The sequence below is a fragment of the Pedobacter africanus genome (genome assembly GCF_900176535.1).
Taxonomy (GTDB): domain Bacteria; phylum Bacteroidota; class Bacteroidia; order Sphingobacteriales; family Sphingobacteriaceae; genus Pedobacter; species Pedobacter africanus.
Genome location: NZ_FWXT01000001.1, coordinates 2319216 through 2341399 on the forward strand (window position 1 = coordinate 2319216; position 22184 = coordinate 2341399).

General features: G+C 42.7%; 15 protein-coding genes. 2 read left to right on the plus strand and 13 right to left on the minus strand.

Translation table 11 applies throughout. From position 1 onward, the window contains the following. Window positions 1-10: 10 nt before the first annotated feature. The 5 genes from B9A91_RS09550 to B9A91_RS09570 form a co-directional block, all read right to left on the minus strand. Window positions 11-1819 carry a RagB/SusD family nutrient uptake outer membrane protein gene (locus B9A91_RS09550; protein ID WP_084238107.1) on the minus strand — a complete coding sequence of 603 codons (1809 nt, stop codon included), beginning with the start codon at window positions 1817-1819 and terminating at the stop codon, window positions 11-13. Window positions 1820-1837: 18 nt separating this feature from the next. Next, the gene (locus B9A91_RS09555; RefSeq protein ID WP_084238108.1) at window positions 1838-5248 is read right to left on the minus strand and encodes a SusC/RagA family TonB-linked outer membrane protein; all 3411 of its coding nucleotides are present in this window, start codon (window positions 5246-5248) and stop codon (window positions 1838-1840) included. Between the two features lie 361 nt (window positions 5249-5609). Beyond that, window positions 5610-6374 carry a DUF4397 domain-containing protein gene (locus tag B9A91_RS09560; protein ID WP_084238109.1) on the minus strand — a complete coding sequence of 255 codons (765 nt, stop codon included), beginning with the start codon at window positions 6372-6374 and terminating at the stop codon, window positions 5610-5612. A gap of 15 nt (window positions 6375-6389) precedes the next feature. Then, window positions 6390-7997, minus strand: coding sequence for a SusD/RagB family nutrient-binding outer membrane lipoprotein (locus tag B9A91_RS09565; protein WP_084238110.1), 1608 nt, complete (start codon window positions 7995-7997; stop codon window positions 6390-6392). Window positions 7998-8007: 10 nt separating this feature from the next. Further along, a complete protein-coding gene (locus tag B9A91_RS09570; RefSeq protein WP_084238111.1) occupies window positions 8008-11103 on the minus strand; it encodes a SusC/RagA family TonB-linked outer membrane protein in 3096 nt (1031 codons plus the stop codon). 280 nt (window positions 11104-11383) lie between these two features. Here B9A91_RS09570 and B9A91_RS09580 point away from each other — a divergent pair, with 280 nt between their 5' ends. Beyond that, window positions 11384-12130, plus strand: coding sequence for a DeoR/GlpR family DNA-binding transcription regulator (locus tag B9A91_RS09580; protein WP_084238113.1), 747 nt, complete (start codon window positions 11384-11386; stop codon window positions 12128-12130). Between the two features lie 125 nt (window positions 12131-12255). Here B9A91_RS09580 and B9A91_RS09585 read toward each other — a convergent pair whose 3' ends face one another. From B9A91_RS09585 to B9A91_RS09595, 3 genes are all read right to left on the minus strand, one after another. Further along, on the minus strand, window positions 12256-12909 hold the full coding sequence (locus tag B9A91_RS09585) for a hypothetical protein (protein WP_084238114.1): 654 nt from the start codon (window positions 12907-12909) through the stop codon (window positions 12256-12258). Window positions 12910-13059: 150 nt separating this feature from the next. Further along, window positions 13060-13557, minus strand: coding sequence for a nuclear transport factor 2 family protein (locus tag B9A91_RS09590; RefSeq protein WP_200815626.1), 498 nt, complete (start codon window positions 13555-13557; stop codon window positions 13060-13062). 149 nt (window positions 13558-13706) lie between these two features. Next, window positions 13707-13922 (minus strand): hypothetical protein, encoded by a 216-nt coding sequence (locus B9A91_RS09595; protein WP_084238115.1) that lies wholly within the window; start codon window positions 13920-13922, stop codon window positions 13707-13709. Between the two features lie 125 nt (window positions 13923-14047). Between B9A91_RS09595 and B9A91_RS24590 the strand changes: the two genes are divergently transcribed. Continuing rightward, complete coding sequence (locus tag B9A91_RS24590) at window positions 14048-14218, plus strand: DUF6266 family protein (protein ID WP_394334675.1); 171 nt, start codon at window positions 14048-14050, stop codon at window positions 14216-14218. Window positions 14219-14274: 56 nt separating this feature from the next. Here B9A91_RS24590 and B9A91_RS09600 read toward each other — a convergent pair whose 3' ends face one another. From B9A91_RS09600 to B9A91_RS09620, 5 genes are all read right to left on the minus strand, one after another. Beyond that, window positions 14275-15576, minus strand: a complete 1302-nt coding sequence (locus B9A91_RS09600) for a RagB/SusD family nutrient uptake outer membrane protein (protein WP_084238116.1) — start codon at window positions 15574-15576, stop codon at window positions 14275-14277. Window positions 15577-15604: 28 nt separating this feature from the next. Beyond that, entirely contained in the window at window positions 15605-18766 is a 3162-nt protein-coding gene (locus B9A91_RS09605; protein WP_084238117.1) for a SusC/RagA family TonB-linked outer membrane protein, read from the minus strand. An 83-nt stretch (window positions 18767-18849) separates the two neighbouring features. Then, window positions 18850-20049 (minus strand): anhydro-N-acetylmuramic acid kinase, encoded by a 1200-nt coding sequence (locus B9A91_RS09610; protein WP_084238118.1) that lies wholly within the window; start codon window positions 20047-20049, stop codon window positions 18850-18852. Window positions 20050-20059: 10 nt separating this feature from the next. Beyond that, a complete protein-coding gene (locus tag B9A91_RS09615; RefSeq protein ID WP_084238119.1) occupies window positions 20060-21424 on the minus strand; it encodes an aldehyde dehydrogenase family protein in 1365 nt (454 codons plus the stop codon). Further along, window positions 21421-22137: a gamma-glutamyl-gamma-aminobutyrate hydrolase family protein gene (locus B9A91_RS09620; protein WP_084238120.1), complete on the minus strand. Its 717-nt coding sequence runs from the start codon at window positions 22135-22137 to the stop codon at window positions 21421-21423. Before B9A91_RS09620 ends, B9A91_RS09615 begins: the two co-directional genes overlap by 4 nt. Between the last annotated feature and the right edge of the window lie 47 nt (window positions 22138-22184).

The following is a 22184-nucleotide window of genomic DNA, read 5'->3' on the forward strand; positions in this document are numbered from 1 at the left end:
TTATATATTTCTAATTTTGCGGCCAGCCCTGTGTTTGCTGCAATTTATACCCTTTGGACGCATAGAAGTCGATTTCTGAAATTCCAATAGGCACCAAATAAGGATTTATATTGACTTGATTTAAAAAGGGTAAACGGTTCTTATTTGCTGTATTTTTATAAAAACCTTTCATAGCCGCAGCGTTGGTTCCATTGTAAACGGTCTCCACTCCAGTTGTGCTTATTACAGCAATTTTACCAATATTCGCAGCAGTTAAAGCAGCAGGTAGTTGTGCAGGGAAATCAACCCATCCTCCAGATATTAAATCCGTGTTCAGGTCATTGTCCATATATTCCAATTTAGACCATCTCTTCAAATCTGCCAAACGGAAAATTTCAAACGCAAATTCCATTCTGCGTTCTCTTCTGATCTCCCACAATAAAGCTGAAACTTGTGGGTCTCTACCTGGATCTGCTGGGAGGGCTGCCAGGCTAAGGGGAGCAGTCAATGTTACTCCTCTGGTTACTGCTTCTGGAGCCAATGGCCTGAGTCTGATTTTATTGATCGTTTTATCTATGTCATTTTGCACTATAGGCGTTCCACCCAGGGTAGCCAATTCAGCTTTAGCTTCAAGCCAATTCAACAAAACTTCCGCATAACGCAACACAGGGGCGTCAGTTTCATTTTTATCTCCCGTAAATTCTGGAGGCATACCTAAAAGATCTACCTGCGTACGTTTCTCCACCTCCCGTGGCAAAAATTTGGTAATGTAGTAAAAGGAGCCTCTGTTTAACAGACTTGGTTTACTGTAAAAAGTTGCTTCAAACCTGGAGTCACGGGTTTTTATCAAATTATCCAGATTAAAAGACGCGGTTGCAGTGCTTGCATTTTGCCAAACATCACCAGAAGTCAGAATATATGATTTAATTAAATCTGAGGTAGGGCCATTAAGTGTTGATTCTGCCAAATTACCATAAGATGCGATCGCATGGGTAACTCCGGCAGCAGGATCATAACCTCTATATAAAATACATTCCTTATTTGCCTTTAAATCTTTAGAAGTAAATAGGGATTTATAATCGGTGACGATATCGTACTTGCCGCTTGAAATATCCATATCAGCAGCTTCAACAGCCAGTTCTAAAAATTTTTTGGCCCGTTCATTATTCTTGTAATAATATTTTTGCCAGGTACCTTCACTTAATGCCAATCTGGAAACAAAACCTGCAACAATATACCTGTTTACAAATTGCTCTCCATCATTCAAACGCACATTTTGCAATGCAAATTTCATATCGTCATACACCTGATCCATTACTTCATTGCGTGGTGTTCTGGCCTTAAACAATTCATCCGGTTCTGAATCAAACACCTCTCGTGTATAATAAGGGACATCTCCGTAGGCCTGTACCAGTTCTGCATATCGGAATGCTCTGAAAAACCGCCCTATACCTAACCAATGTGCCTTTGCGCTAGCCGATAAAATACCCGACATTCTGGTTTCTATCCGATCTAACATGATGTTAAGAGAGCGGATCATAGAATAATTCCAAATTCCAGTATTAGGAACCGAACGTGTAAAGTTAGGCTGATTTCCCTGCACAACCATATCGTCGCTGTTGGTATAACCAACAAGCGGTGCGCCAGCGGTGGTGAAACCATTTCCATAACCATCAAAAAAATCGGTGTAATACTTGTTTGCGTAAAGACGCACTTTTTCTTCGCTCGTCCAGGCTGTTTCATCATTGTCAACGGTCAAAGGTGGCCGGTCCAAAAATTTCTTACAACCAGCAGAAACAATTATGATAAAAACGAATATTATTTTAAATGCTATTTTCATTTTCTTTCTTCCTTTAAATTAAAAACCAACTTGAAGCCCCGCAGAAGCCGACTTAAATGCAGGATTTGAAGTACCTGTACGGCCTAAATTATAATTTGAACTGGTAGAACCCAGGATGGAATTTCCTGAAATCGCTTCGGGGTCAATCGGCAATCCCCTCAGCTTATCAAACGTAATAAAGTTTTCCAGCGAAACATAAATCCTTGCACTGGCCAGCTTAATGCTTTTAAGTAAAGCAGCAGGCAAATTATATCCCAAGGTGATGTTCTTTATTTTCAGATAAGACATGTCTAACATGTACTTGCTTTGACGCCTCATCACGTAGCCTTCATTGGCACCACCCAAATTCCATGCTCTTGGATAAAAGGCGTCGGTACGGTCTGGTTTCCAATAATCTTTGGCAATTGCCTGCGGCATTGCGCCTTCTTTGGAATAGTAGCCAGGAATGGCCAGCTGCCCGTCACCCCAGATTTTTCTTTCCCCTACACCCTGGAAGAAAACAGACAAATCAAACCCTTTGTAGTCGGCACCAAAACGGAAGCCATACTGATACCTTGGGGTTGTATTTCCAATTACAGTCCGGTCACCAAGATTGCCGTAAGTGCCATCTCCGGCATCGATATAGCCATCCCCATTGAGATCTACAAACTTTACATCACCCGGACTGATCAGCAAGGTCTGGTTACCATCTTCAAAATAGGTTTGGTAAACCGGGTTACTTCCGGCAAGTTTATTCGTCGTTCTGCTGTTGCCATTATATATGATATTCGTTTGCACGAACTTACCGTTGGCATCATAAACAAAGTCCTCTTTCTGATATAAGCGATCGGTCACAAAACCATATACATCACCAAACCTCTGGCCTGTAGAATAACTTGTTGCCAGCATTCTGTTTTCGGGAGCGTCTTTATAATCCACGCCTTTGGTAATAAAGGATACCGCATCTGCCAGATTTGCATCAATACTTAAACGAAGGCCATTGTCAAATTGATGGTTAAAATCTAAATTTAATTCCCAGCCCCGCGTCCTCACGTCTCCCAAATTACTCTGCGGTGCGGTTGAGGCGCCATAAGTAGCCGGCATTGCTTCACCTGCAACAATCATATCCCTGGTATAGCGCTGGAACACCTCGGCGGTAACGCCAAACTTGTTATTAAAGAACCTCAGATCGACCCCCAGGTTCATGTGCTCGATATTTTGCCATGAAACATCCTGAGAAAACGGACCAGGAGTACCCAATTGAAAATTAGGAAGACCACCAGCACCCAACCATGAATTTTTGCTAATACCCATAACCGGTATAGCTAAAGCACTGGATACCGACTGATCTCCAATTAAACCCCATGACGCACGAAGTTTTGCAAAACTCAATACAGCTGTCTTATCTTTCAAAAAATCTTCGTTAGAGATGATCCAACCTCCTGAAACCCCAGGGAAAGTTTGCCATTTCAAACGTGTCGGAAATTTCGAAGATGCATCACGTCTCAAAGTGGCCTCCAAAAGGTATTTATCTTTGAATGCATAATTAACCCGCCCAAAAAACCCGACTTGTGAATCCCAATTGGCTGTTCCTCCTGAATTTTCCGTTCCAACCGCAAAATCATATTGCGGATTGTCGTTGTTCAACAGGTTACCACGGGTTGAGTATTGACTGGAATAGTCAAAACCAATGATGTTAGCCCCTACCAAAAACTTGATCTTGTGATCATTTAAATCCAGATTGTAGTTTGATAAGACATTAAAAGTGTTTCGTCGTGACCGAAAATTATTTTGAGAAAAATAAGTATCAGCCTTTACTGTATGATCTGTTAAAGGAAACTGATACGCCGGCATGCCGCCTGTATTGGTAACATCCCCATTTTCATCAACATATACCTGTGCTCCGCTAGCGTCTTTAAGGGCTTCAACACCATACCAGGTAGTACGGCCCTGCACATATGGCACAGAAGATGTTCTCAAATCATTTTCGGTATTGTAGGTATAATCAGCTTCTACATTCCAGGCTTTAGTTATATTAACAGTCGTTCCCAGAGTAAGGTTCAAAAACTTATTGGCACGGATCTGATCATTGGACATTCGGGCCGAGAAAGCAGGGTCAATGATATCCTGGCCATTCTCTTGTACACCAATTGGAAATAATCGGCTCCAGCGGTAAAGGTATAACCAGGGATCGGCTGCAAAACCACCTGAGTTTAACGAATTTGGATTCCGTTTTGTCGCATCTGCATATCTTACCCCACCACGAACCGTTAAATAATCGTTAACCTTAGTTGATAAAGATAGTGATGGCGTAAACCTTTTATAATCATCATGCTTGGCAGGCTTCATCATCCCCTCCTGCCCCAAATAACCTATACTCAGATTATAGGTCGTATTCCCGCTTTTACCGTTTAAACCCAGGTTATGAATTTGAGACAAGCCATGATCTTTAACCATCGCTTCTACAGGGTCATAAATTCTATAGCCAAATTTTTGAGCACCGTCCCAATACCAGTCACGGCCATACACAACAGGATCATTATTGCCAACCACACCGCCATATTTTGCTTGCCATTCTTTGATCTTTTCGAAGCTCGTTCTGTCTATACGCCAAAAACCTCCGGCAGGACCAACCTGCTTCATGTTTTCATGTGCATCCAAGGTATATTCCAAACCATCGATACCCGCAATATCTAAATCTTTAAATGGAGACTGCCACACAAAATTATTGGAATAGCTAAATTTATTTCCATCAGTTTTAGCTCCTTTTTTTGTGGTAATTAAAACTACACCAAAAGCAGCTTTCGAACCATAGATAGCAGTTGAAGCAGCATCCTTCAAGATAGTTATGTTTTCAATGTCGTTGGGATTGACATACTGGATGCTGGGAAGTTCTACGTTATCTACCAAGAGCAGCGGATTACTGTTTCCATTTACAGAACCAAATTGGCCGCGAATCTTAATAATTGGATCTGAGCCTACCTCACCACTGGGTACAACTACCGAAAGACCCGGCACAGCACCTTGTAAACCCCTACCGACATCAGCTATTGGCCGGTTACCAAATACTTTAGCAACATCAACAGAGGTGATTGCCCCTGTCAAACTTTCTTTCTTTTGTGTACCAAACCCCACCACAACCACTTCGTTAAGCCCTTTCGCATCAGCAGCAAGACTTACATTAATTGTGGCGCTGTTTCCAACGCTTCTTTCTACAGTAGCATAACCCACGTAGCTAAAAACCAGGACATCATTTGTCGCAGCTTTAATAGAGTAATTTCCATCGCTATTGGTTTGGGCCACCACTGAAGTTCCCTTTACCCGAATGGAAACCCCCGGCACAGGCCCATCAGCAGACGAAACCTTACCTGTTACTGTAATTTGCTGTGCAAGGGCCTGTGCAACCAGCAAAAACGTACCCAAGAATAAAATGAGTAATTTTCTTTTCATAAAAGCTTATTTGGTTAATTATTAAGTTTCTTATTGCTAAACATTCCGCAGACGTCAAAACACGCAAATAACCGCAAAATGATTAAACTTATGTAAATATGTGCAATATTTTTCAGGTTTTTCCTGCAAAAAGCAAACATATTTAAAAGAATTGTAAAAAATATGTTGCATAAAGCCGCACAAAAGCGCACAACAGCGTCTATGATTTTTGAGGCTTCTATCCGCCAAATAAAAAACCTCCGACAGTTAAACTAGCGGAGGTTCATTTACGAGACCATTTTTAGATTTCTTAGAGCCTTGCGGTGCAATTACCAGCATTCAGAGCACACGTCCCAAAGGTAAATGATTGTGTTATTAAAAATTATCTTGTTAAGAAGAATGCAACATACGGTTTGCGAACCGCATCTGTTCGCCCGGAATACCCTGTGGCAAAAACCGTATAAATCCGTCGGTTTAAAATGGTACTAGCACTGCTATATGTTGCTAATGCAGTCGTACCACCAGCAGCTCTTACAGACCAGCCCGATACTGTAGTAGGAATTGCCATATCAAAATAGCTACTCTCTTTCAGATACCCAATATTGGATTGCATCAACGTTGTACCATAGTAAAGATCTACAGATGGCACATTGGGCATCAGATTTATGAACTTATACCGTACGAAACCAGAATCCGGAAGCGCAAAATTATCCAGCGCTAATAAACTTGTAGTATTAGCTGCAGTATCAGTTAAATGCAAAGTATAAGCTTTACCTGCCTCAGTTGTTATAGCCGTTTTATAAAGCACTACGGAATCTACATTTGTTCCTTTTTTAGGAATAGAAATAGAGACTTCGGAAGTGCCCGGCTTAGTTACTAAATAATCCGGTCTTGAATCACCAAGAGTACCATAGCCACCACCAGGATAAGGATAGCGGGTTTGGATAACAGTACTGACACGTTCTCCATTAATTTTAATCTGAACTCCAGGGTTTGCTGTATAAGCGATGTTATAGTTTACCTTTAACATAACCTGATCAGAAGACAACTTTTCAAACTCTCCGTAGTTGATCTCGTTTTTATCGCATGACGAAAAGAGAATGGCTGTAAGGAGAATCACTGACAATATTTGTATGATCGATTTCATATATTTAATAATTAATTATGGGAGATTAGACCAAGTTTCTAGTGTATGATAACCATCCTCACCACAACCCCATTTATTGTATTCATTTCTATTAAAAGAATACTCAGATGCATATCTCGGCCTTAACCGGTATGCGTATTTTCCATTATTTTTTTCAAAAAAATCACCTGATTGAAGCTGTATGTAGTTTTTATAAATTAATGGATCATAATGATATTTTCTTAAATCACTCCATTGCTCCATACCAGCCCAGCCCCATTGTGCAATATATTTTTGCTGCATAATGTCAGCTATTGTTAAAGCTGTTCCGGTTTGAGCTACTTCAGAGCTTATCATATAAGCATTTATTTCCGCCGGAGTAATAACCGCCACAGCAGGAGTTCCATTTCGCCCATATAGGTTAATAAACTCCATATGGCCTCTTATTCCATTTTGATAAGCGGTTAACGCCCCTCCCGAATTCCCTTTTTTAAACAAGGCCTCCGCTTTGGCAAATTGAAGTTGCGCATAACTCATGATGGGATACCGTGCATTATTTGAATAAAGGTATTTTCCTGGAAATGGAACAAGCGAAGTGCCGCTTAAAGCCCCAAGGATGTGAGGAACGGTTGCATTGCCATTAAAAGGGAAAGCACCACGATATATACCTGTTGATGGAACCGGATTAATCATTCGGGTTAATCTCGGATCAACAGATGTTTTAGGGTCAACTGCCGGAGTTCCCCTTACTCCACCGGTTAAAAGGTTAACAATAGGCTGGGCAATCCTGCCAAATGTCGATGAAGTCGTGGCAGTTGCCGTGTAAATTCCAAAATTCTGGCTAAAGGGATTTGAATCTCCACCAGAGCCGCTGGTATTACCACCAAAATTAATAGTTGCATCCTCGGTGGAATTAGCAAAAGAAAGATCAACATATTTCACAACACTATCTGCATATTGCGTGTTAAATTGTGGCTTGTTAATGAAGTGACTATACTGCTGGGCAAGCAAACCATAAATAAATTTTCGCCATTTTGGCCTGTCGCCTTTATAAATCTGATCACCAGATACACCCGCTAGTAAACCTGCAACGCCATCAGCATCGGGCTTATTAAAACACTCCAGCGCTTTTTGGCTCCACTCTCTAACTCTAGCGTATACCTCTGGTTGGTCTTGATATCTAAATTCCAGCTGATTCTTAAAAACATCATCTAAAACCACGGGTCCGTGAATGTCAGTAAGCAACTGATAACCCCAGGCTTTAATTGCATAACCAATACCTGCGTAAGTCCACTTATTTGATGCTTCCGCCTCTTTAATCATTTCTTCAAGATTCAAACCCAGTCCGATATAAACCATACGCCACATGGATCCACCAACATCGCTGTTCGATTGATAGCCATGCTTTTCCCATGCAATAGTAAATGTCGTTTGATCCTGACCAACCATATCCTGGGTATATTTAAAGATAACCCGGTTATCTGTTGCAGTATTATTAGCCATTTGAAATTGGATAGGCGCAAGCAGGTATTCTGCTTTTGTAGTTTGAGGAAATGCCGGATCCTTATTCACGTCCAGCATTTTCTTACAACTTGTTATATTTAATACAACAAACGTTAATATTATTATTCTCAAGTATTTCATCTCTTTAATCTTATAATTTTAAACGAAGACCAATATTAATACCTAACGGCCTACCCATGTTACCATAGTCAATTCCATACCCTCCGGCTCCGCCTAATGATGGATTATTGGCATTGGTATCCGGATCCATACCAGAATAGTTAGTGATCAGAAAAACGTCTGTCAAGGTCACATAAGCTCCAAGATTTCGTATAAAACTGGTATTACTAAACATTTTTGCAGGAAAATCATATGCAACTGTAATGTCTCTTAGTCTAAGTGCATTAACATCCTTTTCTACAAACATTTCTGGTGATATTCCAGCCACAGTAGAGGTATAGTAATTAGTGTTAGCAGAAGGTGTTACCAAAATGGTATTTCTGGTAGGGTTATCGCTATCCTGTAAGCCATCATTTAACACTCCTGTAACTACACGAGGTACGTCTCTATCCAATGTTTTAACACTTAGCCCTCTCCTGTAGAGTTCGTATTGTGTCTGGTTATAAACATCGCCACCAACTCTCAAGTCGAGCAGGAAGGATACATTGAAGTTTTTATAACGTATATTATTTGAAAAACCCAAAGTGAAGTTTGGTGTCCTATCGGCAATAACCGGGAAGTCCTGATCGCTGGCCAGCATAGGTAAACCAGTAGCAGGATTAATTAAATAATCTCCATTTTTATTTTTCCGGTTTACCCAACCACCCAATGCAAGTGTACTTGAGCCCGGAAACACTGCACTTCTTACACCATTGGCAACCCAGGTATCAGAATCGTAATATTCTGGCAGTTCCTCGGAAATAGAAGATACTTTACCCCTGTTTCGTGTAAAGTTAAAGGTCATATCCCAATTGAAATCTTTCGATCTAAATGGAGAGCCTTTCAATTGAATCTCTTGTCCTTGATTAACAACGTCTCCTCCGTTCATGTATCTCAATACAAAACCCGATGCATAGCTTAGCCTTGGCTGTACCAATTGCTTATGGCTATTTAAGTGGTAGTAAGTAAAATCGACGCTAATTCTGTCATCCAAAAAACCTAATTCAAATCCAGTTTCAAAATTTCTGGTCTGCTCAGGCACCACCCCTAGGTTTCCACCATTATTGGCATCATAACTAAAACCACCCCCTGTGGTATTTACCGTCTGTAACCTGGTAGCTAAGGCATATAATCTATAAGGTTCCTTACCTGTAATCCCGTAAGAAGCCCGCAGCTTACCATTGCTTAACCAGGAAAGCTTCTTCACAGCCTCCAGTTCACTAAAATTAAAAGCAAAACTGGCCGCAGGATAAGCAAAATAAGGATTATTTGGCATTAAGCGAGATGCAGCATCAACGCGGCCGGAAAGCGTGAGAAACACTATCGACTCGTAACCCAATATAGCCTGCGCAAAAGCGCCCGCATTTCTATACCTGTTAATTACCAATCTTGCACTCTGGGTAGTAGGTAATGTATTGTTTATACTATAGAAATTTGGATCAAACATGTTCTGTCCTCTCGCAGAATTGGTTGTATTGTTTACATCCGAAAAATTTGCTCCAATAATATACGTATTATTGAACTTACCAAATCTATGAGTAGCTGATGCAGTTAAAGAGCCATCTAATCGCTTGTTTAGCTGCTGATAAGTATTTATTGTTCCTCCGGTAGGATTTGCCGCACTTCCCGAACCAGAGAAAGATTGAGCATGATACACAGTAATACCATCTGTATTAGATAGGTTTGTTCCCAAAATACCGGTTACATTCAACCATTTGGTTGGTTTATAAGATATATTCGCATTTCCAATCAAGGCATTTGTTTTGTCCTGAGAAAGATTCTTATTTACATCCCAAAAGGGATTGTCACTTTCATTATAAATTGTGCCAGTTGTGGTAATCCTGTTACCCACAGGATCTATCCAATCGGTCACATCAAACCGCGACGGAAACCTAAGCAAGCCCATAAGATACCCTTGAACACCTTTATTCGCTTTCTTATTAAATGCGTTGGTATAGCTAAAGCGCGTTGTAACCTTTATTTTATCGGACACAGGTATCACCCCTACTACAGAAGAAACAAATCTTTCATATTTTGTTGTAGGTATTGTTCCCTCATTGTTGGTATACTCGTTAGACCACCTGTAACTCATGGATTCCTTTCCCCCTTCAACCACTACGTTATGTTTTTGCGCCAGCCCCGTCTTAAAAAACGCACCCACATTATCATAAATCGTACCCCCCTCCGGATATTTAGGCCCAAAAAAATTGAAGGAGCCCCCGTTAAAAATACCATTAGCATCTCCCTGCCCGTACACCTGCTGCACTTCAGGTGGATTATTAACCGTCTCTATTCTTAACGATCCGTTGTAAGACACCGAAGATTTTCCTGCCTTGGCCTTTTTTGTTGTAATTACAATGGCACCGCTAGCTCCTAGGTTCCCATAGAGCGCTGTCGCCTCAGGCCCTTTCAGTATGGTGTAACTTTCTATATCTGCAGGATTAATATCAGATGCCCTATTCGTATAATCCTGACTCCTATTGTTCCCATCCATTGCGGTATTTCTTTGAGCCAATACAGAGTTATCAACAGGCACACCATCTACCACAATTAGCGGTGAATTGTCACCAGTAAGAGAAACAATACCGCGCAGAATAATTTGCGAAGAAGCCCCGGGGTCACCGGATGTTTGATTTACAATAACGCCAGGAGCCCTCCCTGCTAAACCATTAATAAAATTTTCCCGTCCTGTCGCAGTAACTTCGTCTCCGCTAACTTTAGGAGTGGAATACCCTAATGATTTGGCATTCCTTTCTACACCATAGGCGGTTACAATAACTTCATTTAAGGATTTGTCATCCGGTTTCAAGGCAATATTGACCACCGCTGCATCTACTTTCTTTTCCTGCGGAACCATTCCGATGTAGCTGAACACCAGTACATCTCCCGCTTTTGCCTGAATAGAATACGTACCAGTTGAGGTTGTCTGGGTAACGGTCTGGGTTCCCTTTAATTTAACAGAAACACCCGGGATAGGCAATCCATCATCGGAAGAGGTGACCTTACCCGTGATTGTTTTTTGCTGTGCAAACGTTTGCGCAATCAGCAAAAAACAACCTACAATAAATAGGAGTAATTTTTTTTTCATAAACGCCAGTTTTTATTAAAATCTAAAATGTGTTGGTTGGTGGTAATGGTTTGTTAGGTAATGGTTTTGTTGGTTGGTTTTGTTCGGTTTTTCAGGATTACAAAACACGCACTAACCCGCACAATTATAATCCTTTAGTAAATATCACAAATGTTTTTAATAAAATGCAAACAATTACTAACTATTTTCAGAAATTTCCCGCTATTGCATTTGCATAAATCCGCAAATACCTGCATTTTGTTTCTATGATATTTTATTTACATTAGCTAAAAAATATTTTATGCTGAAAAAGGAAAGGCACGACTTTATAATGCGCCAAATTAACCTGCACAACAGAGTGCTGACTTCCGACCTTGTACAATTACTAAATGTTTCTGAAGATACCATTCGTCGGGACCTTCAGGAACTGGCAGAGAAAGGGCAGCTTTCCAAAGTACATGGTGGTGCGCTTTCAAAGTCTTACCAATCTACCTTTGACGACAGCGATGTATATGCCAAAGACGCCAAGATCGGCATAGCCCGAAAAGCGATTCCTTTGATAAAAGACGGGATGGTGGTTTTAACCGGCGGCGGAACCTCTATTATAGAGTTGGCAAAGCAACTCCCTGAGAATCTAAATGCAACCTTTTTTACCATCAGCCCCTTTGTAGCTATAGAACTGGCTAAATATGCCCGGGTTGAGGTGATCCTTATCGGTGGGCTGTTCTCCAAAAACTCGCAGGTAACTTACGGAGGGCATGTCATCAATCAACTCTCAGAGATCAATGCCGATCTTTGCCTGCTGGGAACCAGTGCCATACATCCAACCGATGGCTTAACAGATACCGACTGGGAGATTAACCAGCTTAAAAAAGCAATGCTGAGTTCCTCAAAAAAGGCGGCTATTTTGTGTATTTCCGAAAAACTGGATACTTCATTGAGGTTAAAAGTGGCTTCACTTGAAAATATAGACTACCTGATTACGGAACTGGAACCTGAAGCGACAGAATTGAATGCCTATCGGGTAAAAACGCTGCAGATAATGTAATTACAATTCTGATTTTTAATGGATTCCAAGATTACCTGGTCGGTAAAGGTCTGAACGCTTCGTTCGATAAAAGGCCATCGGGCGAATGCCCCAATAGGTGTTCATTTGGAATAAATATAAAACTATTAAGGTCTTATTATAGTCTCTTTGTATATTACTGGCAAATGATTCTGAATATTACTCCACTCATCATCAGCTAGCTTAAATTTGTCCATAAATAATTCTTTGTATTCTGGCCTGAATCCAATTATATCTAACGGATAGGAATAATCATTTGCAGAATATTTCCCCCATAAGCCACTTTCGCCAAAAACGAAAAATTCTTTATGAATTGATTCAAGCATTGTTGACGACACAAAGTTCCCACTATTAAGCTCTTTCCACGAAATATCAGAGGGGAATTTCATTCTGAACATTGGATCTTTTAAAGCCCCATTAAAATCATTCTCGATTATTAAAAAATAATCATCACCAATGGTTCTAATACAATCCTGCAGTTTAAGGAAATCTTCCTCAACAAAAAGCCGCCCCCCTTCTACAGCAACGATATTAAACTTTTCAGAAAAAACTAACTCAGGTAATCCCGAGCTTTGATTAATAAATACATTTTTCCAAATAGCCTTCCATTTCTTTTCATAATCATCATTAGACAACCAATATTTTCTCAAATATTCTTCACCTATCTCCAAATTTCCCCATTCCGATCGAGAAATTGTTTTCGAATACATATCATATCCCTCTAGAGAATATTCATCTATTATTGTTTGGTATTCTTTCATGAATTAATTCTTATTTTATAAATTTCACCGCCCTTATTTATATCCGAAGTATACTGTCCTGTTTTTGTAGAATAATGATTAAATAATGTGGTACCATCAGATAATTCCACTGCTCCACTTTTTAATTTTTTCCCTCCAGCGCCATAACCTCTAATGCAAGCTGATCACCCGTGTTATCTGCCAGTGGCCATCCTTTAACCGCCACATGGTAACAAATTTACTCGGGCGACTTTCTCCGGGCTCATTGATATTGCGGAAACTATGATAGCCGAACTGGACAGCGCCATATCCAGGTATTTCGTAGACCTCAATACTCCCCGGTGTGAGAATACGTGTCACTTTACCGCAAATATTTTTTTGAATGGAGGCCAGTAGATCCTTTTTTGAGTTAGAAAAACCACCGCGGTCGTGATAGAATTCAATATCATCCGCCGTAAGTGAATCCATTTTGGCAATCTTACAGTTGTTATAGGTATCAAAATAGATACTATCCATTTTAACAATGGTACGGTACAACTCTACCGACGCGGGAATATAAGGGGCCGGTACGTAATGCTTAACTGAATCTGTACCAGGTTTATTATTCTGCGCAAAGGCAACAGCAAAAAAAGCTGTTAAAATGAAAGTCAGTGTTAGTATCTTTTTCATTCCGATGTTAGTTGTGTTTTTGACACAAAACTCCAAACTATGTTACTGGAATACTTGATTTCTTGACGATAACTCCGTTCATCTTAGCCGATCAGCATTTCTAATCGCAGAAAACAGCTAACTACATACCATGCTACTGAAGCTTCTTTTTACAGTGCTTCAGCCTCATTAATACTGAGCCCAGTATATTCAGCTATTTTATCAAGATTGAAGCCTTCAGCTTTAGGCTTGCCCGCTATTTCAACTGTTCTTTGATAAATCCCTTCAGCTCTGCCACGAGCCTCTCCTATTTCTTCCCCCTCGTCTCTTGCACCTCCTATTGCGGCATAATAGTCCCATCTGGCTTTTGTTTTTGCGCTGATCATATCCTTTTCCTCCTTTGTTAAGTTAATGTATCTGGCAGTCTGGCAAAACTTAAAGCAATTCGATTTCCCCTTTTGAAAGGCCAGTTAACTCTGCAAGGCGATGCTGCTGGCTTATTTTCCCTGACCTGCACAAAGCAGTGTATGGATTGGCGGGGGCCAGCCGAAGGCAGGGAACAGCTCAATTGCCTTTGCAACCAGAATTGTTAAACGAACGCATGGAGGTCTATATCTCTTTTGTAGCAGAGAACAGGAAAGAGATTTGCAACAGCACTTACCTGAGAAGTTTTAACAAGTAACGGCAATCATAAAAAAAACCGGCACCTGTTAAAGATGCCGGTTTTCTATCTCCTATTTAAAACGCCGGATCGGCAGGTGTATTCGGGTTGTTGTCGCGCTCTACAAAAGGATAAGGGAAGAAATTCCGTTTCCTGTCTGCATTTGGCTGTCCAAACCTGCGCATATCTTCCAGTTTTAAACCGGATAAATAAAGCTCTATACAGCGGTGCTTGTAAATGAGCGGCAGGATATTGGCCGGGGTTAAAGGTACTACTACTACCGGAGGCAAGCCCGCCCCCACACCAAAGGGATCCGCAGCGGGTTGTTTGGTAACTACTTTATTTAGCTCTGCCAATGCATTAACCGGATCCGGCGCTGCCTGACGGGCATACACCTCGGCCTTGATCAATGTAATTTCTCCGGGCAGGTATAGTGGGATGGCTGTAGTACTTGTTAATCCAAATCCGCCTAAACGTGCAGTTGGTGCAGTAGCATTAGGCACAGTATAAAAGGCAAGGCGCTTATCGGCCGGATCAGGAGTATTTGCTCCCGTTAAACCCAGATTGGCATTGGTAGGCTGAAACACATTATTGGTTGAAGTAGCAATCTCAAATATCGGGTTCAAAGTCTGCGCATCGAAGTTAAATGTCGACTTCTTAGTCAGGTCAACACTATTTGCTGCAGCCAAAGCTACCGGATAATTGCCCGCAAACAGCGCGTACCTTGCTTTTATGGCATACAAGCTATTCACAATATCTATCCCGGCAGGCATGTTGGCCAGAAAAGCGGAACTGATATTTTTAGCTGCAATAACCGCAAGTGCATTGTCTATTACCGCAATTGCCTTGTTAAACCCTTCAACCCTGCTTATAAAGCTTACATTTTTCCCGATACCTGAAGGTATGTTTTCCCAGTATTGAGAAAGGTTTCCTAAGGCCAGGGCTTTATACAAGCTGGCATAAGCAATTAGTCCGGAAGCATAATTTTGATCGGACAGGTTTGCAGCATTGTTGATCACGTTATCTGCATCAAAAATGATCTTATTGCTATAGGTCCACAGGTTTGTTAGAATATTATTCGTACCATCTACACTATTACCACCGGTGAACAACTGCAGTTCAGGAATATTTCCTGAGTTCATCAGCATGATTTCATTGGTTGAAAAACCTGTTGTGGATACTGAATTGAAGTAAACCCCTAAACGGCCAACAGTATACACCCTTTGCAGGCCTACTGTTACCCCGGTCAATCCCTTTGCGGTGGTTAGCACATCATCAGAGTTTGCACCGGATGGGTTCCTGTATTCCTTTTTACAGGAGGCGATCATAACCAGCACCAATAGCGTGCAGGTTATTTTATATATATAATTTCTTTTCATCAGAATATGATTTTTGTCCTTAATTCAATTAAAACTTAGCTTTTACTCCTAAACTGAACGTCCTTGGGATTGGGACAGAGCCAAAATCAATGTTTCGGAGGATGGTTGATTGCCCTCCTGAATTCAGTTCCGGGTCATATCCTTTATAGTTGTCCCATGAAATCAGGTTTCTTCCGCTTAAGTTAATGGTCAGGTCCTGGATAAACTTCACTTTCCCGATATTGTAGCTGAGCGATACTTCCCGCAGTTTGACATAAGAACCATCATCTATCCGCCATTCTTCTGTAGCATACACACCCGCCACATAACCACGTGGCAACAAACCCATTTGTTCCTGCTCTGCTACCTTACCATTACCTACACCCTGGCGTGTGCGCCAGTCGGCATTCCATACATCTGCCCCTTCCGAAGCATCAAGCTGAATGTGTAAGCCAAGTTTTTTATAGGTAAAATCATTTACAAAGGATGCGGTATAATCCGGGTTCGGATCTCCAATAACCTTACGCAGCGTAGTTCCGGTAGGCAAGCCGTCTGCCCCTCTTTGCGGGGTAAAGGTAGTGGTAGAGTTTTGTATACCACGTTCCAGCTGAGGGATACCAGCTGCGTTGGTCAGCAAACTCCCATCGGAGTTGCGCGCAAAGAAAGTACCATAAAAGACCCCCACAGGTTCGCCATCGATGATGGCCACCGGAGCTCCGGGATTGGTGGTGATGAGCTGCAGGGCACCTGTTCCCTCTGCCTTATTCCTATTACGGTTAAAAATGAAAGTCGAATTCCATTTAAAGTTTTCTGTGGCCACAGGTGTTCCTGAAAGCATAATCTCTATACCCTTGTTTTTTAAGGCCCCGTTATTCTGTAACAAGGAACTGTAGCCCATGGTAGGTGCAATAACCACCGGAACAAGCAATTCATCAACCTTTTTAGTATACCAATTGAATACCAGGCTTAGCCTGTTTTTAAAGAAAGACATATCTGTTCCGATCTCCAGTTCTGTTTGTCTTTCGGGGGCAACGTCAACGTTTGCAAGCTCAATTTTTGAAGCCAGCGCCGTTTTGCCAAGGAAAGAAGAGGATAGATATTCATTAAACCTGGCATAAGGGCCGATTCCGGTTAAGTTACCCGATTGCCCATATGCCGCTCTTAATTTAAAGGTATCCCACCATTCTGATGCGCCAAAGTCTTTCCAGTAATCTGCCGACGAAAGCACATAACTGACATTACCCTTTAAATAGGCCTTGGTACGGTTTTTCTCCCCAAAAACGGTAGACTGATCTACACGCACCGCACCGGTTACGAACAGGTGGTCTTTATATTTAAAATTCTGTTGTAAGTAAGCGCCGCTAATAGATTGCTGTAGCCTGGCGTCATTATTAGGCAAAATGGTACTTGCACCATTTACACTTTGAACAAAAGGTGCAAGCCCGCGACCATTAGAAAGCAGATAGTTGTTCTTTTCATACTGATAAGAACCGCCCAATTGCGTAGTAGACAGAAAGACATCGCTTAATTTCGCATCATAGGTAAAGTTCAATTCATGATTGAACAGCGTAGCAACATTATTGGCCGCACTTGCGTAGCCGTTAAGAGAAGGATCTAGTGTTGGTCCGCCACCGTAAAAACCTGTACTTACATTATAGGCAAAAGGCGGAATAAATGTAGTTCCGTTCTGCGTAGTATTGTCTACCCCGATGGTATAATCAACCGTCAGGTTTTTTACCGGGTTTAATACCAGTTTGGCATTGGCAATTACACGGTTTACGGTTTGCCTTTGTTTGATGTCCTCAATTACCGATACCGGGTTTACCCTGCCGCGCTCCCCTACTGATTTCAGGTTGCCCAGGGCATCTCTGGTAAAGATGTCATGAAAGTTACCGATAATGGTAACCGAGTTCATTGGCGAGAAAAAAGAGTTGCCATCAGGTTTTTCATTGGCATCGCTATGGATGTAGTTGAACCCTGCGGTTACTTTGGCCCAGTCGTTAATTTTCTGATCCAGGTTGGCCCGCATGTTATAGCGTTTGAAATCTGTGTTTTTGATGATACCCTGGTTAGAGAAATAGCCCAGTGAGGTATAAAACTTGGTATTGTCGCTGCCTCCGGCCAGGGATACTGTATTGTCTGTTCCCAGCGCGGTCTGGAAAATATAATCCTGGTAATTGTACCTGGTTACCGGTGTGGTATTGGTAAGCAATGCGGGAGGTGTACCTACCGTCTGGATCACATCCTGTGTAAAGGCATCAACTGTTCCGCCAAACTTAACCGGCGACTGGTTCGTTTCTACCTGCTTGCGGAGCTGGCTATGTGTAAAACTGGTAGAAAGACTAACCACGGGCTTGCCGCTGGTTCCTCTTTTGGTAAAAATCTGGATTACACCGGCATTTGCCCTTGAACCATAAATGGCCGCAGCAGCAGCACCATTTAAGACCTCTATACGTTCAATGTCATTAGGATTGATGTCTACCATCCTGTTCTGGCCTATGGCGCCTACAAAGTTTCCATTGCCTCCAACACCGCTACCACCACCGTCATAGTTGGCCGAAGTATTGGTTACACGGGCAGTGGCATTGTTTACAATTACCCCATCAATGATATATAACGGATCTGAGCCTGAATTGATGGAACTCACCCCCCTTAGCCTTACAGACATTCCGCCTGCAGGATCTCCAGAGTTCTGGCTGATCTGTGCGCCGGGCGCTTTACCCTGTAAGGAAGACAATACGTTTCCGCTGGGGGCTTTCACCAGGTCATCGCCCTTAACAGAGGTAACATAGCTACCCATCTGTTTACGGGTGGTTCCCTGCGAGGTACCTGTTACGATAACCTCGTCTAGCCCGATGTTATCTGCTGACAGCTCTCCGTTCACTGTAACCTGGGCACTGGCGCCCAGCTGAACGGTTTTGGTTTGTGACTTATACCCGATAGAAGAGAATACCACCTGGTAACTGCCGGGGGCCAGATCGGCCGAAAGGCTGAACTTACCTTCGCCGTTGCTGGCCATGGCCGCATTTGTATTCTGTATTTTAACTACTACCCCGGGAATTCCGATACTGGAACTACCTTCGGTTACTTTTCCTGAAATGGTGTAGCGCTTGTTTTGTGCATTTACGTTTTGAATAAAAACCAGCACAAGAATAGGCACCCAGAAAATCAGCCTGATTTTGCGGCACCTCTGTTTGTAGAGTTTTTTCATACATTTATTTGGTTTATTTCAGTTAATACACCTTATACCAACATAATGTTTTACAAAACCCAAAATATTTGACTTTAATCTGACTATTCGGGCAAACAAACTTTGCCCATGCTTACTGATGGCACCCCCTCCCTGTCGCCGAAATTGGTTTTATTGCCTACCATGGTTTCATTGGCCAGTATAGCAAACAATACGGCCTCTTTGGCATCGGGATTAATTTCGAGCTCGTTGGTAGAGAAAAAGCTGGCATTTTTAAGGACTCCCTTTAGCCTGTTTAACAGTAAAGGGTTATGCATGCCGCCCCCGCTCACAAAAATTGAAGGGGTGCGGCCTTTCCCGAAACATTTTTCAATGGCATTGATGATCACATCGGCAGAGAAACGGCAAAGTGTAGCCATAACGTCTTCGTTGCTGATGTTTTCCGTTCCTGAATGCTGTTGCGCTTCCGCTAAATATTCAAGATTGAAAAGCTCTGGCCCGGTTGTTTTGGGAAAGTCTGCTTCCAGGAATTCTGACTGCATCAGTGCTTTTAAAAGTGCGTCATTTGCTGTTCCTGCGGTAGCAATACGCGCATCCTCATCAAAATACAATCCTTTATAGTGCCATTGTACAAACTGGTCCATCAGGGTATTTCCCGGCCCAACATCGGTAGAGAACACTTTGGCAGCGTCGTTATCGCCCGGTAAATAGGTAAAATTGGCTATGCCGCCTATGTTGAGCATGATGCGGTCTTCGCCCGTTTTAGAGAAGAGCAGGTAATCGCCATATACGGCCAGGGGAGCGCCTTCGCCACCTGCAGCAATGTGTTTCTGCCTGAAATCGGCAATGGTAATGATGCCTGTTCTAACGGCAATATGGTCGCCATCGCCAATCTGTAAGGTGGCATTGGGATACTCTTTAAGCCCATGCAGCGATTGGGGCGCATGAAATATGGTTTGGCCATGGCTGGCGATGACATCTACATCTTCTGGTTTCAGCCCCCAGGAAGCGATAGCTTCCAGGATCATATTGGCATGCACCAGGCCCACCTTTTCGTTCATCAGGCAAACCATTTGAAGGTCTGCGTCCCTGCGCGAAAAAATAGCCTTTATTTCTGCCTTAAACTCATTGGTATAAGCAACCGTTTTGAATTGGACCAGCCTTACCCTGGTTTGGGTGCCACTGCCCGATAAGGCACATAAGGCAATGTCTAGCCCGTCCATAGAGGTGCCAGACATCAGTCCGATGATCATCCGTTCGGGTTTCTGAATGATGTTAAAGAATTTTTCCCAGTTTGCGTTCATAAGGATAGCTTTAAGATTTAAGGTGCCAGGCTTTAGTTTTGGTAAAGGCCCTTAGCCCCTGGTGTGATAAGGTGGAGCCAATGCCCGAATGCCGCCTGCCGCTCCAGGGCAGTCCGGCACTTACCCTGTCGCAGCAATTCCAGTAACCGGTTCCGGAGTCGATCTGCTTCAGGATCTGTTTTGCCCTTTCCATGCTGGCTGAATAAACCGAGGCCGTTAAGCCATAAGCCGTATCCTGCATTAAATAGGTGGCTTCGGCATCGTCATTTACTTTCATGATACCGATGATGGGCCCAAAACTCTCTTCCTGCATCAGCTTCATGTGGTTGGTTACCTGGGTGAGTACGGTAGGCTCAAAATAATAACCCTGCCCTGCTATCCGTTTACCGCCCGCCAGCAACACAGCTCCATTTTCCTGAGCTTCCTTAACCTGGCGCTCCAGTACATCCAGCTGCTCTTTTCGGGTAAGGGCACCTATATACACGCCATCCTGTGTTGGTGGGCCCATTTTCCAGGATTTCACTTCATTTACAAAAGCGGCTATATAATCGTCGTACACCTTTTCATGCACATAAATACGCTCTACAGCACAACAACTCTGGCCATTGTTATAAAAGGCCCCATCGGCTGTAGCCGCAGCCACAGCATTGATATCTTTTACATCATCGGCCACATATAATGGGTCTTTGCCCCCCAGTTCGAGCTGGCAGGGCACCATTTTTGGCGCTACACGTTCATAAATGTGCTTGCCGGTTTTATAAGATCCGGTAAAGAAATAGCCGTCGAAGTTCATGTCCAGCAAATGCTCGCCGGTTTCTTTGCCGCCTATGGCCATTTTAAATACGTCTTCGGGCAATCCGGCCTGCTTTAGCAGGCGGTCTATTTCCTGCCCGGTAAGCGTAGCATATTCTGAAGGCTTATACATTACCGCATTTCCGGCCAGTAGGGCCGGGATGAAAACATTTACCCCTACCAGGTAAGGATAGTTCCATGCCGAAATGTTGCAGATGACACCCAGGGGCTCATAAGACACCTGTTCTTTTAAGCCATCGGCATCCGTTACCTGCTCATCAGAAAGGTATTGCTCTACATGGTCCAGCATCCAGCTGATCCTGTTACGGGCACCATTGATCTCGTTACGGGATTGCTGCAGGGGTTTGCCTACTTCTGAGGTCAGCACGGCTGCCAGCTGCTCTCTTTCTACTCCCAGCAGTTCATAAAACTTTGCGATGACGGCCCTACGTTCCTGTAAAGTTTTAGCTGCCCAGTTTTTCTGTCCCATTTTGAGCAGGTTGCGTTTGTGTGACAAGGATTTGCTGTCGTCTTCTTTTACAGTAGTGATAATTTCTTCAGTAGCGGGATTTACTATGTTCATCGTTTATGATTTTTGACTTCCTTAATAAACTGTTCTTTAATTTTTTGGGATAAAGGGTTTTGCTCCTTTTCCTTCATTCTTTCGGGGTGCCATTGTACAGCAATCATAAAGGCCTTGCCCGTTTTGTCTTTAAACTCCAACCCTTCTATGATGGGGTTCGGGGTATCGGCATATACACTTACCATCAGGTTTTCGCCAAGGGCATTGGGGTTTACGGCCTGGTGATGGGCGCTGTTTACCTGACCGCGTTTCTGGCCTGTTATGGCATACAGTAAGCTGTGGGTGTTGATGATGACCTCATGGACCTTGTCTTCGCTTTCTTTTTTATGGAATTTATGGAGTTTTTCGCCATTGTCTTCAAACACTTTTCCACCCTCCATAATGTTGATGTACTGCATGCCCCGGCATATGCCCAGTACCGGTATTTTTGCTTCCTGCGAATACTTGTAAATGAGCCGCTCAAACTCGTCGCGCTCGGGCAAAAACCGCTCGGGCATATAAGGATATTCTTCGGCCCCGCCGTATATGGCCGGCAACACATCAATGCCTCCGGTTAGTACAAAGCCATCACACCTTTTAATGTCTTCCCGGTTGTTCTTCTGAAAGGAAAGTTCGATCAGCTCGATGTCCTCTCCAAGCTCGGCCGGCGTAAACCAGTTCCAGTAGTTCTGGAAGTTTGCTTCCGAATAGCTTATTCCTATTTTCTTTTTCATTACAATAATCCTTTTTTACACCTGCGTTCAGTTACCCTCAACGCATT

Excerpts from the sequence above, each read along its gene's own strand:
- B9A91_RS09600 (WP_084238116.1), bottom strand. The coding sequence starts at position 15,576 with ATGAAAAGAAATTATATATATAAAATAACCTGCACGCTATTGGTGCTG.
- B9A91_RS09555 (WP_084238108.1), bottom strand. The coding sequence starts at position 5,248 with ATGAAAAGAAAATTACTCATTTTATTCTTGGGTACGTTTTTGCTGGTT.
- B9A91_RS09610 (WP_084238118.1), bottom strand. The coding sequence starts at position 20,049 with ATGAACGCAAACTGGGAAAAATTCTTTAACATCATTCAGAAACCCGAA.
- B9A91_RS09560 (WP_084238109.1), bottom strand. The coding sequence starts at position 6,374 with ATGAAATCGATCATACAAATATTGTCAGTGATTCTCCTTACAGCCATT.
- B9A91_RS09550 (WP_084238107.1), bottom strand. The coding sequence starts at position 1,819 with ATGAAAATAGCATTTAAAATAATATTCGTTTTTATCATAATTGTTTCT.
- B9A91_RS09590 (WP_200815626.1), bottom strand. The coding sequence starts at position 13,557 with ATGAAAAAGATACTAACACTGACTTTCATTTTAACAGCTTTTTTTGCT.
- B9A91_RS09615 (WP_084238119.1), bottom strand. The coding sequence starts at position 21,424 with ATGAACATAGTAAATCCCGCTACTGAAGAAATTATCACTACTGTAAAA.
- B9A91_RS09565 (WP_084238110.1), bottom strand. The coding sequence starts at position 7,997 with ATGAAATACTTGAGAATAATAATATTAACGTTTGTTGTATTAAATATA.
- B9A91_RS09580 (WP_084238113.1), top strand. The coding sequence starts at position 11,384 with ATGCTGAAAAAGGAAAGGCACGACTTTATAATGCGCCAAATTAACCTG.
- B9A91_RS09570 (WP_084238111.1), bottom strand. The coding sequence starts at position 11,103 with ATGAAAAAAAAATTACTCCTATTTATTGTAGGTTGTTTTTTGCTGATT.
- B9A91_RS09620 (WP_084238120.1), bottom strand. The coding sequence starts at position 22,137 with ATGAAAAAGAAAATAGGAATAAGCTATTCGGAAGCAAACTTCCAGAAC.
- B9A91_RS09585 (WP_084238114.1), bottom strand. The coding sequence starts at position 12,909 with ATGAAAGAATACCAAACAATAATAGATGAATATTCTCTAGAGGGATAT.
- B9A91_RS09595 (WP_084238115.1), bottom strand. The coding sequence starts at position 13,922 with ATGATCAGCGCAAAAACAAAAGCCAGATGGGACTATTATGCCGCAATA.
- B9A91_RS09605 (WP_084238117.1), bottom strand. The coding sequence starts at position 18,766 with ATGAAAAAACTCTACAAACAGAGGTGCCGCAAAATCAGGCTGATTTTC.